Origin of the sequence: Sulfitobacter sp. UBA1132, assembly GCF_002311545.1 — a bacterium.
GTDB lineage: Bacteria > Pseudomonadota > Alphaproteobacteria > Rhodobacterales > Rhodobacteraceae > Sulfitobacter > Sulfitobacter pontiacus.
This window is the reverse complement of the sequence record NZ_DCAN01000008.1, coordinates 13699-30238: the sequence shown is the minus strand read 5'-3', so window position 1 is coordinate 30238 and position 16540 is coordinate 13699. Positions and strand designations below refer to the sequence as shown.

The following is a 16540-nucleotide window of genomic DNA, read 5'->3' as shown; positions in this document are numbered from 1 at the left end:
CACACGGGCGACCCGCACGGCACAGAATGTGGAAGAACGCTTAGGCCGGATGTTCCGGCAGCTTGCGCGACGGGGCCACATAGGGGCGCGTCACATCCTTCAAGGTCACATCCAGCGCTTCGACCGTCAGCCGGATCACACCGTCCCCCGCGAGGGTCAGCAGCACGTCGCCCGAGGGCGCATCGGTTTCGGAGAACTCGATCTGCAACAGCGACAGGATGGTATCCGCATCCCCCTTGTTCACGCCTTGGCTGGACACGCGCTGCACGTTGCTGAACATCAAGATTGTTTGCACGCGTTCCGGGGCGTGGCGCGATTTGCCCGCGTCTTCCCACCGCACGCGGTTCAGCAGCAGGGCAAAGCGCCCCTCTTTTTGCAGCCAGCGCATTTCCGATCCCGGAAACACAGCATCCTGCGCCAGCGAGGAGATCACCTTGAGGTCATCGGCATCCAGCGCGCCGAGGTTCAGCGGGGCTTCGCGCCCGTCTTCGAAACGTGCATCTTCGGTCATTGGTCTTTGATCCGTTCAATATTTGCGCCCACGCCGCGCAGTTTGGCCACCACATGTTCGTACCCGCGATCCAGATGATAGACACGGCTGACGCGCGTTTCGCCTTCGGCGGCCATACCGGCAAGGATCAGGGAAATCGACGCGCGCAGATCGGTCGCCATCACCGGCGCACCTTTCAGCTTTTTGACCCCGTGAACCGTCGCGGTGCCGCCGTGGACCTCGATATCGGCCCCCATGCGGATCAGCTCGGGCGCGTGCATAAAGCGGTTCTCGAAGATTTTCTCTTCCAGCACCGAGGTACCGTCCGCCGTACACAGCAGCGCCATCATCTGGGCTTGCAGGTCGGTGGGGAAACCGGGGAAAGGTTCAGTCGTGACATTCACCGCATTGATCACGCCATTGCGCCGCGCGACTTTCAGACCCTTGTCCGTCTCGGTCACGTCGATCCCTGCCGCGTCAAGTTTTTCGCAGAAAGCCGACAGCAGGTCGATGCGCCCGCCCAGCAATTCAACCTCGCCACCGCACATCGCCGGGGCGAGCATATAGGTGCCCAGTTCGATCCGGTCGGTCACAACACGGTGAGTGGCCCCATGCAGACGGTCAACGCCCTGAATCTCGATCCGGCTGGTGCCGTCGCCTTCGATCTGCGCGCCCATAGCACGCAAACAATCCGCGAGGTCTACGATCTCGGGCTCGCGCGCGGCGTTGTTGATCACCGTCGTGCCCTTGGCCAAGGTCGCGGCCATCATGATGTTCTCGGTCGCGCCGACAGAGGCAAAGGGGAAGTCGATGACCGCACCTTTCAAGGCCCCGCCTTGCGCCTTGGCGTGCAGATAACCGTCACGCAAGTCGATCTCTGCGCCCATCAGAGCCAGACCATCGGTGTGAATATCCATCGGACGCGCACCAATCGCGCAGCCGCCGGGCAGTGATACCTGCGCGTGCCCTTCGCGGGCCAGCAGCGGCCCCAGCACAAGGTTCGACGCGCGCATCTTGCGCACGATGTCATATTCGGCGCGCGTGTTGATCTCGCCATGACACGACATCGCCAGAACCTGACCGTCCTGCATCGATGTCACCTCTGCCCCCAGGGACCGCAGCAATTCGGTCATGGTGCGGATGTCGGACAGGCGCGGCGCGTTGGTCAGCGTCAGCGGCTCTTCGGACAGAAGGGTCGCGGGCATAAGCGTCAGACAGGCGTTCTTGGCCCCCGCAATCGGAATTTGTCCCGACAGCGCACCGCCGCCTTTGACCACAATCGAATCCATCCTTCAGCCTTCCTTGGTTTGGCCGGTCGGCCCGTTATCTGTCTGCGCGTTATTATTTTGCGTGTCGTCGCTTTGGCATTTGTCGCTGCGCGCACGCGCTTGTGCCTTGCGTCGGCCCATATTGGCTTTCAGCGCGGCTTTCAGCCTGTCTTCCCGCAATACATTGGGTTTTGGCGGCTTTTGTGGGGCGGTATCCTTTGACATGTCGATTGTCTAGCGCAGCGGACCGATATGGTCCAGATTACGCTTGCACCATATTGCGAATGGGTCTAATCACCCGCCCACAGTGCTGGAGTAGCTCAGTGGTAGAGCGCGTCATTGGTAATGACGAGGTCGGGAGTTCAATCCTCCCCTTCAGCACCAGATCCCCCCTTTAAACATATCGCTTTGCCCTGATGCCTTATTTATCTGGCGTTGCGGTTTTGGCATGTGCCATGGATGCGCCTGAAGTCGTCGCAGCACCCCCTGCCCCGGAACATCCCGAATCACGATGGCATAAGAAAACCCCGACCGCTTGCGCCGCCGGGGTTTTGATTTTCACGTGAAGCAATTTAGCCGCGATATGTCAGACCGGCAAACAGACGGCCCTGATCGCGGTGGCGACCCCCGTGGACCGACCCTGCAACCGATGCCACACCGGCAATCAGCGACGCGGCGGCCAGCACAAATGCGGTCAGGATACCGGCGTTACGCGCGGTTTGCGCAGCTTCAACCGCTGCTTCTTTCGCCTCTGCCGCGGCTTGTTCAGCCTCGGCTTTGGCAGCGGCTACAGCGTCTTCGACTTCTTGACGTGCTTCCTGCGCTTGGGTCACGATTTGGTCCACACGCTCTTTCGCCTGCGCCTGGGTCAGATCGGTGCGTGCAGCAACAGCGCCGGCAAGATAGGTCCGGTCTTCCTCGCTCACCTCACCCGTGCGGTAGATATTCGCAACAATGCTGGCGGTCTGCTCTGCCAGTTGCTCGGGATCGGCTGTCAGGCGGTCGACCTGATTGGGGCGCAAAAGCTGGTTCGACAGGTAATCTGTCGGATCATTCTTGGCCTCATCCGGGATTGCAGCACCCGCCGCATCGGCCAGTCCGGAGGCAGCACCTCCCACGGCAGAGCCCGCAGCTTCGACGACCGTACCAGCCGCTTTGCCTGCACCCGCAGCAACATTGCCCGCGGTATTGGCTGCAAAGCTCAGCGCGCTTGATAGCATCACGGCGGTGATCACAGAGCCGAGGCCCCAAACAACCAGACCGTTGATCCCGTCACGTGCAGTGACTTCATCATCCGTAGCGCTTTCGACGCGGCGGCGCATACGGCCCGCGATATAACCACCGGCAAGATAGGAGGCGACGAGCGTGATCACCATCCACAGCGCGGTCAGCACCAGTTCAAGCGTCGATGAGTTGTCGGTTCCGTCCAGCGTAATCGACGACAGGCCAAGTGCCGCGCCGAAGGTGGTCAGCAAGAGGCCAATCGCCACAGCGACAACGGTGCCCGCGAAAATTGCGGGCCAGTCGACATAGGATCCATCGGCAGTTTTTTCAGTGAGTGTCGTGTTCATGTAAATGCCTCCCCGGCGTTTGCTTACGCCAAGCCGACCAGCGACAGCACCGCCATAACCACGACCACAAGACCAACGAGATAAATGATACCGCCCATTTTGAATACTTCCTCTTTGCGTGCCAGACGCGGGATGCACTGGCTTCACAAAGGCAACGTCAGGGAACCGGCATAGTTCCGCTGACCGCGCAAATTACCCGTACTGCGGGAGATGACAACGTGAGCGGGACGGACGGTGACTACGGGTCGCCCTGCCACGTACCGTCAAAGATCATCTCGTCCACGGGGAGCCGTTTGCTCCAGCCTTTCACCTCAAGCTCGGGGGTCTGGTAAAGCTCGTCCACGTGGCCCAGACACAGGTAGCCGACGATTTCTATCCGGTCGGGGATCTTCAACAGGTCACGCAGATCGGCATCGCGGAACACGCTGACCCAGCCCATCCCGATGCCCTCGGCGCGGGCGGCAAGCCAGAGGTTCTGGATCGCGCAGACGGTGCTATAAAGATCCATGCTTTGATTATGGGTGCGCCCCAGCACGACCTTGCCGCCACGGCTGCGGTCACAGGTCACGCAGATATTGACCGGCGCCTTGCGGATGCCTTCGAGCTTCAGCGACCTGTAGGTTGTCTGGCGGTCGCCCTCGAACATCTGCGCGGCTTCCTCGTTGGCGCGGTTGAAGGCTTGCCAGACCTGATCGCGTGCGGCCTGATCGCGGATGACGATGAAATTCCACGGCTGTGACAACCCGACGGACGGTGCGTGATGCGCGGCGGTCAGTATGCGGTGCAACACATCCTCGGCCAGTGGATCGGGTAAAAACTGATCGCGTACATCGCGGCGGGTAAAGATCGCCTTGTAGACGGCGTCGCGTTCAGCATCTGAAAAAGGCGCGGCGGGTGCCAGCGCAGAGGGTATCGGCATTGTTCAGTCCCCAACAATACGTTTATGCGCCAATCCCGCTGTCCATGCGGGGCAAGCTGTACTGTCTGGCCGGTCTTCTGACTTAGGGTCGTCTGGTCCGCGCGCCTTCCCGGAATAATCCAGTGGCCTATGCGCAAACCATCCCCATTACAGCGTTGGGCACGTGCCGGAGTTTCACCAGCTTCCCGATTCTTCCGCGGGGCGGACACCAGACCCGGCCATTGGGCCACGGCTGTCCGCCCGGAACAAGCCCTAACGCGGGGATCAGCCGCGTTTGGTTGCGAAAATCTTCTTCATTACGGCGTCGAACTCGTTCCACGAGATGACGGCCTTGTTGCCTGCATAGCCGTGATAATAGGACCGCCCGTTAGAGGTCGGGAAACCGGCCCAGATACGTGCGAGGTTTTCCATAAAGCGGTGGCGGCTGATCTTGCCCTTCTTGAACGCGTTAAACCCCGCATCGACCAAAAGGATATCGGCCAGCCCGTCCTGAACCGCCGAGGTAAAGCGGTCATTCTTGCTTAGCCCCGCCTGTCGCACCAGACTGCGCAGCGTGGATGGAATGAATTGGTATCGACCGATGGCATGCGGTTGGCCCGGCGTGCGGTCGATCCAGCGGTAGATTTCGCCGATGGTCATTTGCGTCGGACGCTGTGGCGGCAGCCGTTTGGCCCCGTATTGCACGGCGTCATAGCCCTTCGGACCTGCCTCGGCCCAAGCGATGAGACTTTTAAGGTCGGCGGCAGTGCTGACCCCGCTGAGCTCTTGGAATGACCGGCTGCGGCTGCTCACGGTCTTGGACCGGACCTGCGCTTTGGGCTGGACCTTATGGCGCAGCTTGATCTGCCCCTGCCCTGCGGATTGCATGACGTTGAACGAGATGTCGCTTTGCATGGCAGAGCGCGCACCGGACAGGCTGAACCCTTCGGCGCTGACAGTGGTAGCGGCCAGAAGTGCCGCGGTTGCGATAATTGGTAGTGTGCAAGTAACTTTCATATCATCCCCCATGATGAAAAAATTTGTCATGGGACCATGGTGACCGCAGACGCCCGCGCTTTCATTTGCGCAAGCAGGTGGGTCGGGGACATGGACGGATAGGCCGGCATATCTTTTGGGATAGGGCGCTATCCCGCGGTGCGGTTGCCCCCTCCGTTCAGACGGGCGTGGGCAGTGTGGCACGCGGAACGGCCCCGGTGTTTCACGCGAATCCAAAGAGGGGATTCGCGGTAAAGCACGGAAAAAACGCATAGCCCGCGACCCGCAAAAGGGGCGTCAAGCCCGCATCCGGGGGCTAAGCCATGATATTCATTTACTTAATTCCCGCGCAGCGGTGGTCGTTTTGTCGGAGTTGCGCTATGATTAGTCGCAAATACATAAAATGGAGAGCATCTAATGACAGATGAAACGTCGCCGGGTATCCCGACACCCGACGGGGCCGCTGCCGTAATCGACACGGATTACGAGATCGGCCAAGACAACAAAGAAGGCAGCGTGGGGCCCTTCGGCTTCGACATTCACAACCCGGTCTTCGCGATCTCGGGTGTGTGTATTGTTGCCTTTGTATTCTACACCCTCGCGCTGCCCGAACAGTCTGGCGCGCTGTTCACATGGCTGTTCTCGTCGGTGACAAAGGGCTTTGACTGGTTCTTTATCTCTGCCGGCAACATCTTTGTGCTGTTCTGCCTGTTCCTGATCGTCACGCCTTTGGGCCGTGTGCGTCTTGGCGGGGCCGAAGCAAGCCCCGACTACACCTACCTTGGATGGTTCTCGATGCTGTTCGCGGCGGGCATGGGCATCGGTCTGATGTTCTATGGCGTCTCTGAACCGCTATCGCATTTCTCGAGCTCCATGGGTGGCACTGCTGTTGGCGAAGACGGCCTGCGCACCGATTGGGCACCTTTGGGCGCGGCCGCGGGCGATCAGGCCGAAGCGGTGCGTTTGGGTATGGCGGCCACGATCTACCACTGGGGCCTGCACCCCTGGGCGATCTATGCCGTTGTTGGTCTGGCGCTGGCGCTGTTCAGCTATAACAAGGGTCTTCCCCTGACCATCCGCTCTGCCTTTTACCCAATCCTGGGGGAACGCGTCTGGGGCTGGCCCGGTCACGTGATCGACATTCTCGCCGTATTTGCAACGCTCTTTGGTCTGGCGACATCGCTTGGTCTGGGCGCCACGCAAGCCAACGCGGGCTTGAACGAGCTCTTTGGTGTGGCGGTTGGTCCAACAACACAGGTTCTGCTGATCACCGGCATCACCGCGATTGCGACCGTGTCCGTGCTGCGCGGCCTTGATGGCGGGGTCAAAGTCCTGTCAGAGATCAACATGGGTCTGGCGTTTTTGCTGTTGGCCTTCGTGCTTTTGGTCGGACCGACGCTGGCGATTCTGTCGACCTTCGGGTCATCGCTGCTGGCCTATGTGGAATATCTGCCCGGTCTGTCCAATCCGATCGGCCGTGAAGACGTGAACTTTATGCAGGGCTGGACATCGTTCTACTGGGCATGGTGGATCAGCTGGTCACCTTTCGTCGGCATGTTCATCGCGCGCGTCAGCCGTGGCCGTTCCGTACGTGAGTTCCTGACCTGCGTCCTGCTGATCCCGAGCCTCGTTTGCGTCCTGTGGATGAGCGTCTTTGGCGGCGTTGCGATTGATCAGGTGATCAGCGACGGCTACACCGCCGCGCAAGAAGCCGAGCTGCCACGCCAGTTGTTCGCCATGCTGGATGCGCTGCCGCTTGCCGGGATCACATCGCTGATCGGGATCGTCTTGGTCATCGTGTTCTTCGTGACCTCGTCTGACTCCGGCTCGCTGGTGATCGATACGATCACGGCAGGCGGCAAGGTCGATGCACCTGCGCCACAGCGCGTGTTCTGGTGCATCTTCGAAGGTGCCGTAGCGATCGTATTGCTGCTGTCTGCGGGCGGGCTCAAGTCGCTTCAGTCGATGGTTATCTCTACCGGATTGCCCTTTACTGTGGTGCTGCTGTTCCTGTGCTACGCAATCTTCCGCGGCCTGCGCGCCGAGATGAAGACGCAATAACGCACCCCTACCCGACCTTTGTGCTTTGCCGGTCAAAGCGCCTCATACCCCCCGCCGCCCGGTGCTGCGGGGGGTATTCTTTTGCACGGCACAGACAAAGAAAAACGCGCCCAAAGTATTCCGACTAAAACTGTCGGATTGACATACCCTATAATTTCAATCAGGTTTATGGAAACGTCTAGCCACCCCGCGTGCGATCACGGGGACGCCCGACACATATGATGTGAGGAGTCCCACGATGAGACCATTCCCCAGAACGCAAACTGCCGTTCACCGTCAGGACCAAGCCGCAGGGCTGCCTGATGATCGGTGCCGCGTGCAACGTTCCTTTTCCATGACCATTGATAGAGCAGCCCTATGACATTTCATGCCCCCCCAAAGACCCAAGCCCCGATGAACGCGCTGCCGACCTACTCTGCCCGCGACCTGACCGAAGGCGGAGATCTCGCCCAAATCGTGCTGGATACCCAGACCTACACCCTGCGGATCACACGCGCTGGCAAATTGATCCTGACCAAATGAATGACGCGCATCAGCACCCCGGCGGTGCCCCGGTAGGGTTCATCACAGAGCTGGACAGCCTTCAGGCCGCGTCGGTCATCTATTTGCGGATGTGGTGTGACGGGCCTGACGCACAGGAAAAAGTCAGCAGCGATTTTGCAAGCGTCCTCGGCCATACCAACGGGAGCAAGGCGCTCGCTACGTTTGAACAGCTATGCTCGCTCTGTGCACGGTTCGGGCGGCGGCCTTTGATGCGCCATTCGGTCACGTGCAAATGTCTGGGATCGGACGAATCCTGCTTTGCGAACTTCATCGCGACAGCCACGGACGGACAGCGCGAAGACGCGATGCTGATCGCGACCCTGCTGGTTCGCGCCGATATGGCCCCGCTGGTGGCATCGCTTGCCGCGGATTTCGGGCTGGCGCTTAAACGGATGCGCCTGAGCGCGCCAAGCCAGGTCGCGCAAATGGAAGCAGCACCGACGCTGCATTAACGGGCGTTTCTCGCGCCCGATCAACGCCTTACGTGCAACGCTACAGCCCATTGAAATTTTTGTAAGGTTGCCGAAGTTTAATACTTGATTATTTTTATCAGTCTTAGTAACCCGCCCATGAATAGGTAGCCAATCGTCCAGACCAGCCCCCTAAAAACAGCCCGAATGGGCAATGACGAGGGCGATATGACTCAGACGAAAACACCACACAGCTTGCGTGGCCACACGGCCAGCCGCAGCATCGGCATGATGACGGCCGCCGCCATCGGCGCGACGTCTCCTGCAGCACTTTATGCGCAATCCAGCGACGAGCCGCTGCTGCTTCCCGGGATCGAGGTTGAAACCTCAGAGCCGCAGGCCGCCAAGCCCAAGCCACAACCCGCCAAGAAACGCGCCGCGGCGGCCCCTGCCCCCCGCGCGACACCGGCACCCGCCCCTGCACCCGTCGTGGCCGAGGCCCCCGTTGCTGCTGCCCCCGCCGCGCCCGTCGCCGGCGAGAACGGTCTATCGCCCTACGCCAACCCCGAAGCCGGATATCAGGCCGTTCAATCGGGCAACTCGCTGCTGACCCAACCGCTGGTCGATACACCGCGCACGGTTACCGCAGTCACTCAGGAAGTGCTGCGCGATAAGAACGCGACATCGGTGCGTGAGCTCGCCCGCACCACCCCCGGCATCACATTGGGCACTGGCGAAGGCGGCAACGCATTCGGCGACGTTCTGTTCATCCGCGGTTTCCGGTCCTCCAACGACGTTTTCATCGACGGCGTGCGTGATTCCGGTGTTGCCGTGCGCGAAACATTCATGGCCGAACAGGTCGAGATCACCAAAGGCCCGTCTGGCTCCATCGGTGGGCGCTCGACCACCGGCGGCGCGGTCAATCTGGTGACCAAAAAGGCGCAGGATACGGATTTTGTCAAAACCACCACGACCCTTGGCACCGCCGATCTGGCACGTCAGGAAGTCGACTGGAACAAGGTCTGGAATGACCGTTTCAAGACCCGCATCGGTGCCGTCGCCCAAGTCAGCGACGTTGCCGGCCGCGATGGTAGCAAAGACGACCGTCTGGGTCTGTCCATCGCTGCCGAATACGAAGCGACCGACCGTCTGACACTGGATTTCGAAGCCTACCAGCTGCAGATGAAACAGATGCCGGACTGGGGTGTGCCATGGGATGGCACCAACGGCGTGCCCTTCACCGAATCCGCTGCAGGCCGTCCAACGCTGGACCGTGATACCTTCTACGGCAACCCAGACCGCGATTTCCACGATGCGACACAAAGCGTTGCCACCTTCGGCGCGACCTTTGAAGTCACACCGGGCATGACATTCACCAACCGCTCCCGTCTCAGCCGGACCGAGAACGACTATATCGTGTCGGCGCCTGAGCGCCCTGACACCTCGGACGCCGATCCGCAGAACTGGACGCTGACGGCCTCCCCCAAAAGCCGGTATCAGGTCAACGAAGTGGCGTCGAACACCAGCGAGCTTTCCTTTGGCTTCAACACCGGGTCGGCGCGCCATGACATGATTGCGGGCTTCGCGCTTTCGCGTGAAGAAATCAGCCAGCGCGGCTATGTCGGCCTATCCTCCGAAGTGGGCGGCGGCACTGCCGAGGACCGTCTCGAAGGGTGCTCTGTCGCGATCTACAACCCCGATGTCAGCGGCTGTTCCACAGCGACACCTGTCCGCAGCGCCGATGCGACGCTGACCGATGTCACCACACGGTCGCTGTATCTGAACGACACGATCACCTTTAATCCGCAGTGGCAGTTGAACCTTGGTGCCCGTCTGGATGACTACAGCGTCAGCCGGACCACCACGGAAGCCGGTGCCGATACGCTGTCGCGCGATGACACCATGTTCAACTGGAATGCCGGTGTTGTCTGGAAACCCCGCGACAACGGGTCGATCTATCTGTCCTATGCCACCTCCACCAACCCCGTCGGGGATGAACTGGACGCAGGCGGCGGCAGCTACAACGGGATCGATTCCTCGAACCTGCTGCTGGAGCCTGAAGAAAACACCGCGATTGAACTGGGCACCAAATGGCAGTTCGGCAACCTGACCGCCACCGCTGCGCTGTTCCAGACCACCAAGGACAACGCCCGTGAAAGCACAGGCGGCCGCGGCGCACCTGTTGTGACCACCGCGACCGGCGAATACCGCGTCCGCGGGATCGAACTGGGCTTTGGCGGCAACATCACCGAAAAGCTGAGCCTGTTCGGCGGTGCGACCCTGATGGACAGCGAAGTGCTGAAAAGCAGCAACCCCGACAACGTTGGCGAAGAGTTCGCGAATATCGCGCACGAGCAGTTCAACGTACTGGCCCGTTACGATTATAACGACCAGTGGAGCTTTGGCGGCCAAGCCACATGGCGCGGCAGCGTTCAGGGCGGCACATTCGCGGCGACCAACGGCAACGAGCTGCCCAGCTACTGGCGCTTTGACCTGATGGCGGATTACCACATCACGGATGATGCCTCGGTCAACTTCCGCATCGATAACGTGCTGGACGAAACCTACTATGACGCGCTGTACCGCTCCGGCACGCCGTTCGTCTACGTGGCACCGGGTCGCTCTGCGTCCATCTCTGTCAGCATGAAGTTCTAAACCACACACCCAAGGCTGGCGGCGCAGACCCGCGCCGCCAGCCGATCCCCTCGAAAGGATACACCATGTTGCTTTGCGTCGAAAATATCCTGTCACCGCAGGAAGTTGCCCATATCCGATCTGTGATCGACACGGCCCACTGGGACGACGGCCGCAACACCGCCGGCGCGCAATCGGCGCAAACCAAGCGCAATCAGCAAATTCCCCTCGACAGCCCCGTTCTGCCTGATCTGCAGACGCTGGTGCTCCAGCGGTTGATGGGCAACCCCACGTGGGTTTCCGCTGCCCTCCCGCTGCATGTCCTGCCCCCGATGTTCAACCGCTACGAAGAGGCAGAGACCTTCGGCGTGCATGTCGACAACGCCATCCGCGTGAACCCGCAAACCGGCCAGCGCCTGCGGACCGACCTGTCGTGCACGCTGTTCCTGAATGACCCCGGCGACTATGACGGTGGCGAGCTGGTCATCGAAGACAACTACGGCACCCAGTCGGTCAAACTGCCGGCGGGGCACTGCGTGCTTTATCCGTCAACCTCGCTGCATCAGGTCACGCCTGTCACCCGTGGTGCGCGTGTTGCGTCCTTCTTCTGGGTGCAGTCAATGATCCGCGACGGCGGCCAGCGCGAGATTCTCTTCGATCTGGATCAATCCATCCAAGAGCTGTCGGCCAGCGCGGGTCTGAACGACCCGACCGCTGTGCGCCTGACCGGCATCTACCACAACCTCATCCGACAATGGGCAGAGACCTGATATGAAATTTCCAAGCATCCTTCTGGCGGCCGTCCTTGTCGCGACGCCGCAACTGGCCGCAGCCGACACTGCGTCGGTCAATATCGCGCTGATCACATGGGCTGACGAATGGATCGGCCCTGCCCTGTCCGAGCCGATGCGCGTGGCCGCGCAACAGGGCGGCCATTCGTCGCTGGCGATGTTCATGGGGGCCGATATCGTCGTGAAAGCGGTGATGTTCGGGCTGGCCATCGCCTCGGTTCTGGGCTGGGCCGTGTGGGCGGGCAAGATCCTGCAGGTGAGCTGGGCCAACGCACGGCTGCGCCGGTCCTACCGCAAGCTTGCCAAGGCAGGTGCCGTCAAAGGCGCGCAGGCGAAATCCTTTTCCGGCCCCATGCGCGCCATGATCCGCGCCGCTTTGGCCGAGATCGACATTTCTGACGGGTTGAACAAGGCGGGCATCAAGGAACGCGTCGCATCCGAGCTTTCGCGGATCGAGGCAGGGGCCGCGCGCGCGATGCAGTCTGGTGCGATGATCTTGGGCTCCATCGGGTCGACGGCACCGTTCATCGGGCTTTTCGGCACGGTCTGGGGCATCATGAACAGCTTTATCGGCATCGCTGAAAGCGGCAGCACCAGCCTGACCGTCGTTGCCCCCGGTATCGCCGAAGCGCTGCTGGCCACCGCCATCGGTCTGGTCGCCGCGATCCCCGCCGTGCTGCTTTATAACCACATCACCCGCGTCGTCACCGGCTACCGTGCGCGTGTGGGGGATGCCGCGGCGCTGGTGGAGCGCTGCCTGTCACGTGATCTGGACCGTGCAGAGCGTACCGCCGACGTGCCCCATACCACCCCTGATATCGCCACCAAACTGGCAGCGGAGTAACCCCGATGGGCGTGCGACTTTCTGACGGCGGCGACGATCTTGCCCCCAACGCGGATATCAACATCACACCGTTTATCGACGTGATGCTGGTGCTGCTGATCATCTTTATGGTGGCAGCCCCGCTGTCTACCGTGGACGTCAACGTAGAGCTGCCGGTCGCCACCGGCAAACCCGCGCCGCGCCCCGATGATCCGGTCTTTGTCACCATCCATCAGGACCTCAGCCTGAGCGTGGGCGAAGAGGAGGTATCCTTGGGGGATCTGAACATGCGGCTTGGCATCCTGACCCGTCTGGATCTGGGCACGCGCATCTATATCAATGCTGATCGGTCGGTTCCCTATGGCGAGGTGATGGCCGTGATGAACCGCATGCGCAGCGAAGGCTATCTGAAGATCGGCCTCGTCGGGCTTGAGGACGAGGGCGGGGCCGCCCCTGCGGCGGCAGGTGACGTGGCAACCGTTTCGCCTGCCCCCGCTGCGCAGGACACCGCAGAATGAGCTTTGCCTACGCCCCGCGATATGGTGCCGGGTTGATGCTGGGGGCCGGGCTGAGCATCGGCGTGCATGGCGCGCTGGTGGCACTTTGGCTGACACAGGCCGCGGCCTACGAACCACCGGAAGAAGCGGGCATTCAGGGCCGCGAGCTGATCGATCTGGCCGAGGTCGAGATGATCATGGCAGCGCCTGAAACCGACCTCCCCGACGGGCCACCCGCCGAGGATAGCCAAGCCACGCTCGAAAGCCCGGCCGAACGCGAGGAAGCCAAAGCGTCAAACGATCCGCTGTTGGCACAGATACCGCATACGCCGGACGACCCCGAACTGCAGTTCAAGATCGCCAACCCCGATCAGGAAGTCGACACCGACAAGGAGGCGACCGAAACGCCGACCGAGTTGCAGGAAGAGACCGAAAACGAGAACGCCGCGCAAAGCACGGCTGCCGCCCCCAAGGCAAGCGCGGGTCAGGACGAACAGGACCAAAGCGCGGCCAAGGAACAGGGCCTGACAGATGCCGAACGGGCAGAGATCACGGATTGGCAAAAGTCGCTGGTTCTGGCGTTGAATGCCGCCAAGGATTACCCCCGCCGCGCCCGCGAAGCCCGCGCCGAGGGGACCACAACCGTAGCCTTCACGCTGGATCAATACGGTCAGATCAAAGGCCGCGAGGTGTCCAAATCCTCCGGCTGGCCCGTGCTGGATCAGGCGGCGCTGGATATCTTTGACCGGCTGCAAACACTGCCGCGCCCGCCCTCTGCCATGGGTGCCGGCCCGTTCAATCTGGCCATTCCGATCAGCTATCGCTTTCGCTGATCGGATCACCGCCGAAGGCTGTGATCATATCGGGGGTGATGTCCGCGACTGTTGCGCAGCCGCATAGGGCCATCGTCACTTCCAGCTCGTCCCGCAAGCGACGCAACACCTGACTGGCCCCGCGTGCCCCGTCGACGATCAACCCGTGCATCACGGGGCGACCGACCAGCACGGCTTCAGCCCCAAATGCCAGCGCCTTGAACACATCGCTCCCGCGCCGGATGCCGCCATCCAGATAGACCGGCACATCCTGCCCCACCGCCTGCACCACGGCGGCCAACTGCGTGACGGGGGCCGGAACGGTATCCAGCACCCTGCCCCCGTGGTTTGACACGATGATCCCCGCAACACCGGCATCGACAAACCGCCGCGCATCCGTGGCACGCAGACAGCCTTTGATGATCACCGGAACGGGGCTGTCCGCAATCAGCCGCGTCAGGTCTGCCCATGTGGGGGCAAAGACCATCATCCCGTCGAACACCACGCTCTGCCCGTCTTGCAACTGCGGTCGCGGTGGTTGTGGCAGCGGGTCCAGCATCACGGGGCGCACGCCATCCGGCAGCGCAAAGCCCGCGGCAACTTCGCGGTCGCGCAGCCCGTTGATCGGCGCGTCAAGCGTCACCACCAGCGCCTCTGCCCCGCAGTCCACCGCGCGGTTGACCAAGGTCATCGTGCTATCGTGATCCGCCTGCATATAGAGTTGGAACCAGCGTCGCCCGGGGATGGTGGCGATGTCTTCGGGCGCAGTGCTGGTCTGGCAGCTGACCACCATCACCGCCTCCTGCGCGGCAGCGGCCATTGCAGTCGCAGTTTCCCCTTCCGAGTGGAACAGCCGTTGAAACGCCATCGGCGCGACTATGATCGGATGCGCCGATGGCTGCCCCGATATCGTCGTGCGCGTATGGCCGCCTGCACAGTCCGCCAACAGGCGTGGCAACAATCCTATCCGGCCAAAGCTGGCGCGATTCTGGCGCAGCGACAGCTCCCCTTCTGCGCCGCCTTCAAGGTAGGCAAACACATCAGCGGCAAGGGTCGCGTGGGCGGAGGCTTCGAAATCTGATAAGGTTACAGGCATAGCCCACAGATCGCGCAAAACGTCCGCCGCTACAAGCGACTTAAATACTCAGGTATATCGGTTAGACGCGGTGGACGTACTCCAGCATCGCGTCATCCACCTCGTCCCCGCATAGAACAGAGACTTCGCCCGTCGTCTCGAACACGGCGGCACGCACATCGCTCAGCCGCATGACGTTGGATTCGCGCAGCTTCTCCATCAGGTCACTGCGCGACACACGATTGACCCGCATCGCCTCTTCGCAGATCTTGCCATTCTCCATCAGATAGACCGGCGCGTTCTGGATGGTATGCAAAGCGGTTTCAGACCGACGGCGCAGATAGGATAGGCCGAACTGGAAAAGGAACAGGCAGGTCGTCGCGACCAAGGTCTGGAAGAACGCCTTCCAATCCGACGCTTGCGCCGCCCCCGCCAGCAAAGAGCCGAAGGCGATGGTGGTCACAAAGTCGAAGTTCGTCATTTTGGAGAAGGAATTGAGCCCGACGATCCGCACCATGAGGATGATCCAGATCAGCGCCACACCGCTGAGCACGAAGCCGCGGGCCAGAACATCCAGTACCGTATTGTCGAAAAACATATAATCCCTTCTTCTCTGGATTGATCAGGCGTCGGATCGACGCGCTTTCTCTTCTTTCTCGTCGCGTTGCTGAGCGCGCGATTTCGGCACGTCGCCCTCGCCTGCGGGCCACCCCTCGCGCTGCGCGCGGCGGTCGCCGTCGGTCGCTTCGGTCTGGTCGTGGAACAGATGCACCTGCGTTGGATAGGGCATATCGATCCCTTTTTCATCCAGCGCTTTATAGACCGCCTGCAGCACCGCCCCGAAGGTATGGATCTGCGACGCACGGTCCGACTTCGTCCACCACCGCAAGCGGACGATGTTGGCGGAATCGCCCAGTTCGACCGGTATCGTTTCGGGGGCTGGGTCGGCCTCTACACCCTCAACGCTGGCACAGGCATCCTGCATCACCTTGCGCGCGGCGTCCCAGTCGTCGCTGCAGCCAATGCCAATGTCATATTCCGACCGGCGCGTGTCAAAGGCGGTATTAACCACCACGCTGTCTGTATAGATGTCCGAATTCGGGATCACCACGCGGCGACCGTCATAGGTCTTGATCATCGTGGCGCGGGTCTCGATCTTTTCGACCGTGCCCTCATGCCCGCCCGACACGATCTGATCGCCGACTTCAAAAGGCTGACGCAGCAGGATCAGGATACCTGCAAGCATGTTCTGCAAAATATCCTTGAAGGCGAAGCCGATCGCGACAGAGCTGACGCCCAACCCGGCAATCAGATCCCCCGGTGTGACCGTCGGGGCGACGATAGTCACCGCCAGCATGAAGCCGATGATCGTCACGGCCCACCGCATCAGCGCCCCGCCCACGTCGCCCAAATTCTCGCGTCCGCGGCGCCCGGCGGATTTGCGGATCAGCGCGCCGATGCCCATTCCCAGAAACCAGAACACCACGGCCACAACCAGCGCGACGCCGATATTCGGCAGCAATCTGAAAAAGCCGTCCAACCAGCCGTCAAGTTTATCGAAAATCAGGCCGGGGTTGGCGTCGACTTCTTCCATGGGGTCTTCCTTACTCGTTACTGAATTAGCGGGAGCACAAAAGGCCCGCTCTCACGTGGCTATTTGATCACATCCCC

Annotated in this window: 17 protein-coding genes, 1 tRNA gene and 1 riboswitch; of the genes, 9 read left to right on the top strand and 9 right to left on the bottom strand. The window is 61.3% G+C overall.

The genetic code is table 11. From position 1 onward, the window contains the following. Window positions 1-40: 40 nt before the first annotated feature. The 3 genes from B4F27_RS06220 to B4F27_RS06210 are packed head-to-tail and all read right to left on the bottom strand — an operon-like array spanning window position 41 to window position 1983. Window positions 41-511, bottom strand: coding sequence for a DUF2948 family protein (locus tag B4F27_RS06220; protein WP_286759166.1), 471 nt, complete (start codon window positions 509-511; stop codon window positions 41-43). Next, window positions 508-1779 (bottom strand): UDP-N-acetylglucosamine 1-carboxyvinyltransferase, encoded by a 1272-nt coding sequence (gene murA, locus B4F27_RS06215; RefSeq protein WP_037943535.1) that lies wholly within the window; start codon window positions 1777-1779, stop codon window positions 508-510. The genes B4F27_RS06220 and murA overlap by 4 nt, the downstream gene beginning before the upstream one ends. 3 nt (window positions 1780-1782) lie before the next feature. Then, window positions 1783-1983: a hypothetical protein gene (locus tag B4F27_RS06210; protein WP_286759165.1), complete on the bottom strand. Its 201-nt coding sequence runs from the start codon at window positions 1981-1983 to the stop codon at window positions 1783-1785. Between the two features lie 84 nt (window positions 1984-2067). Between B4F27_RS06210 and B4F27_RS06205 the strand changes: the two genes are divergently transcribed. After that, window positions 2068-2142: transfer RNA gene (locus B4F27_RS06205), tRNA-Thr, on the top strand. Between the two features lie 188 nt (window positions 2143-2330). On the opposite strand, the gene B4F27_RS06200 is transcribed toward B4F27_RS06205, so the two are convergent. The 3 genes from B4F27_RS06200 to B4F27_RS06190 all read right to left on the bottom strand — a co-directional run bounded on the left by B4F27_RS06200 (window position 2331) and on the right by B4F27_RS06190 (window position 5274). Then, the gene (locus B4F27_RS06200; protein ID WP_286759164.1) at window positions 2331-3329 is read right to left on the bottom strand and encodes a hypothetical protein; all 999 of its coding nucleotides are present in this window, start codon (window positions 3327-3329) and stop codon (window positions 2331-2333) included. A 238-nt stretch (window positions 3330-3567) separates the two neighbouring features. After that, window positions 3568-4248, bottom strand: a complete 681-nt coding sequence (gene bluB / locus B4F27_RS06195) for a 5,6-dimethylbenzimidazole synthase (RefSeq protein WP_286759163.1) — start codon at window positions 4246-4248, stop codon at window positions 3568-3570. Between the two features lie 50 nt (window positions 4249-4298). Continuing rightward, window positions 4299-4476: riboswitch (cobalamin riboswitch) on the bottom strand. Window positions 4477-4512: 36 nt separating this feature from the next. Then, window positions 4513-5274 (bottom strand): hypothetical protein, encoded by a 762-nt coding sequence (locus tag B4F27_RS06190; RefSeq protein ID WP_005851877.1) that lies wholly within the window; start codon window positions 5272-5274, stop codon window positions 4513-4515. Between the two features lie 366 nt (window positions 5275-5640). Between B4F27_RS06190 and B4F27_RS06185 the strand changes: the two genes are divergently transcribed. The 8 genes from B4F27_RS06185 (at window position 5641) to B4F27_RS06150 (ending at window position 13815) form a co-directional block, all read left to right on the top strand. Further along, complete coding sequence (locus B4F27_RS06185; RefSeq protein WP_278426409.1) at window positions 5641-7284, top strand: BCCT family transporter; 1644 nt, start codon at window positions 5641-5643, stop codon at window positions 7282-7284. 357 nt (window positions 7285-7641) lie between these two features. Next, window positions 7642-7806: a hemin uptake protein HemP gene (hemP, locus tag B4F27_RS06180; protein WP_009826214.1), complete on the top strand. Its 165-nt coding sequence runs from the start codon at window positions 7642-7644 to the stop codon at window positions 7804-7806. Then, window positions 7803-8279, top strand: a complete 477-nt coding sequence (locus tag B4F27_RS06175) for a hypothetical protein (RefSeq protein ID WP_286759162.1) — start codon at window positions 7803-7805, stop codon at window positions 8277-8279. Before hemP ends, B4F27_RS06175 begins: the two co-directional genes overlap by 4 nt. A gap of 186 nt (window positions 8280-8465) precedes the next feature. Further along, on the top strand, window positions 8466-10892 hold the full coding sequence (locus B4F27_RS06170; RefSeq protein WP_286759161.1) for a TonB-dependent receptor: 2427 nt from the start codon (window positions 8466-8468) through the stop codon (window positions 10890-10892). A gap of 65 nt (window positions 10893-10957) precedes the next feature. Next, window positions 10958-11641, top strand: a complete 684-nt coding sequence (locus tag B4F27_RS06165; RefSeq protein WP_286759160.1) for a Fe2+-dependent dioxygenase — start codon at window positions 10958-10960, stop codon at window positions 11639-11641. 1 nt (window position 11642) lies between these two features. Next, window positions 11643-12506 carry a tonB-system energizer ExbB gene (gene exbB, locus B4F27_RS06160; protein ID WP_286759159.1) on the top strand — a complete coding sequence of 288 codons (864 nt, stop codon included), beginning with the start codon at window positions 11643-11645 and terminating at the stop codon, window positions 12504-12506. Between the two features lie 5 nt (window positions 12507-12511). Next, window positions 12512-13003: a TonB system transport protein ExbD gene (gene exbD, locus B4F27_RS06155; protein ID WP_286759158.1), complete on the top strand. Its 492-nt coding sequence runs from the start codon at window positions 12512-12514 to the stop codon at window positions 13001-13003. After that, a complete protein-coding gene (locus tag B4F27_RS06150) occupies window positions 13000-13815 on the top strand; it encodes an energy transducer TonB (protein ID WP_037943519.1) in 816 nt (271 codons plus the stop codon). The genes exbD and B4F27_RS06150 overlap by 4 nt, the downstream gene beginning before the upstream one ends. On the opposite strand, the gene B4F27_RS06145 is transcribed toward B4F27_RS06150, so the two are convergent. The 3 genes from B4F27_RS06145 to B4F27_RS06135 form a co-directional block, all read right to left on the bottom strand. Beyond that, complete coding sequence (locus B4F27_RS06145; RefSeq protein ID WP_286759157.1) at window positions 13796-14890, bottom strand: alpha-hydroxy acid oxidase; 1095 nt, start codon at window positions 14888-14890, stop codon at window positions 13796-13798. The two genes, B4F27_RS06150 and B4F27_RS06145, sit on opposite strands and share 20 nt — an antisense overlap. 61 nt (window positions 14891-14951) lie before the next feature. Further along, a complete protein-coding gene (locus B4F27_RS06140; protein ID WP_286759156.1) occupies window positions 14952-15467 on the bottom strand; it encodes a DUF421 domain-containing protein in 516 nt (171 codons plus the stop codon). Window positions 15468-15491: 24 nt separating this feature from the next. Next, on the bottom strand, window positions 15492-16463 hold the full coding sequence (locus B4F27_RS06135; RefSeq protein WP_286759155.1) for a mechanosensitive ion channel family protein: 972 nt from the start codon (window positions 16461-16463) through the stop codon (window positions 15492-15494). Between the last annotated feature and the right edge of the window lie 77 nt (window positions 16464-16540).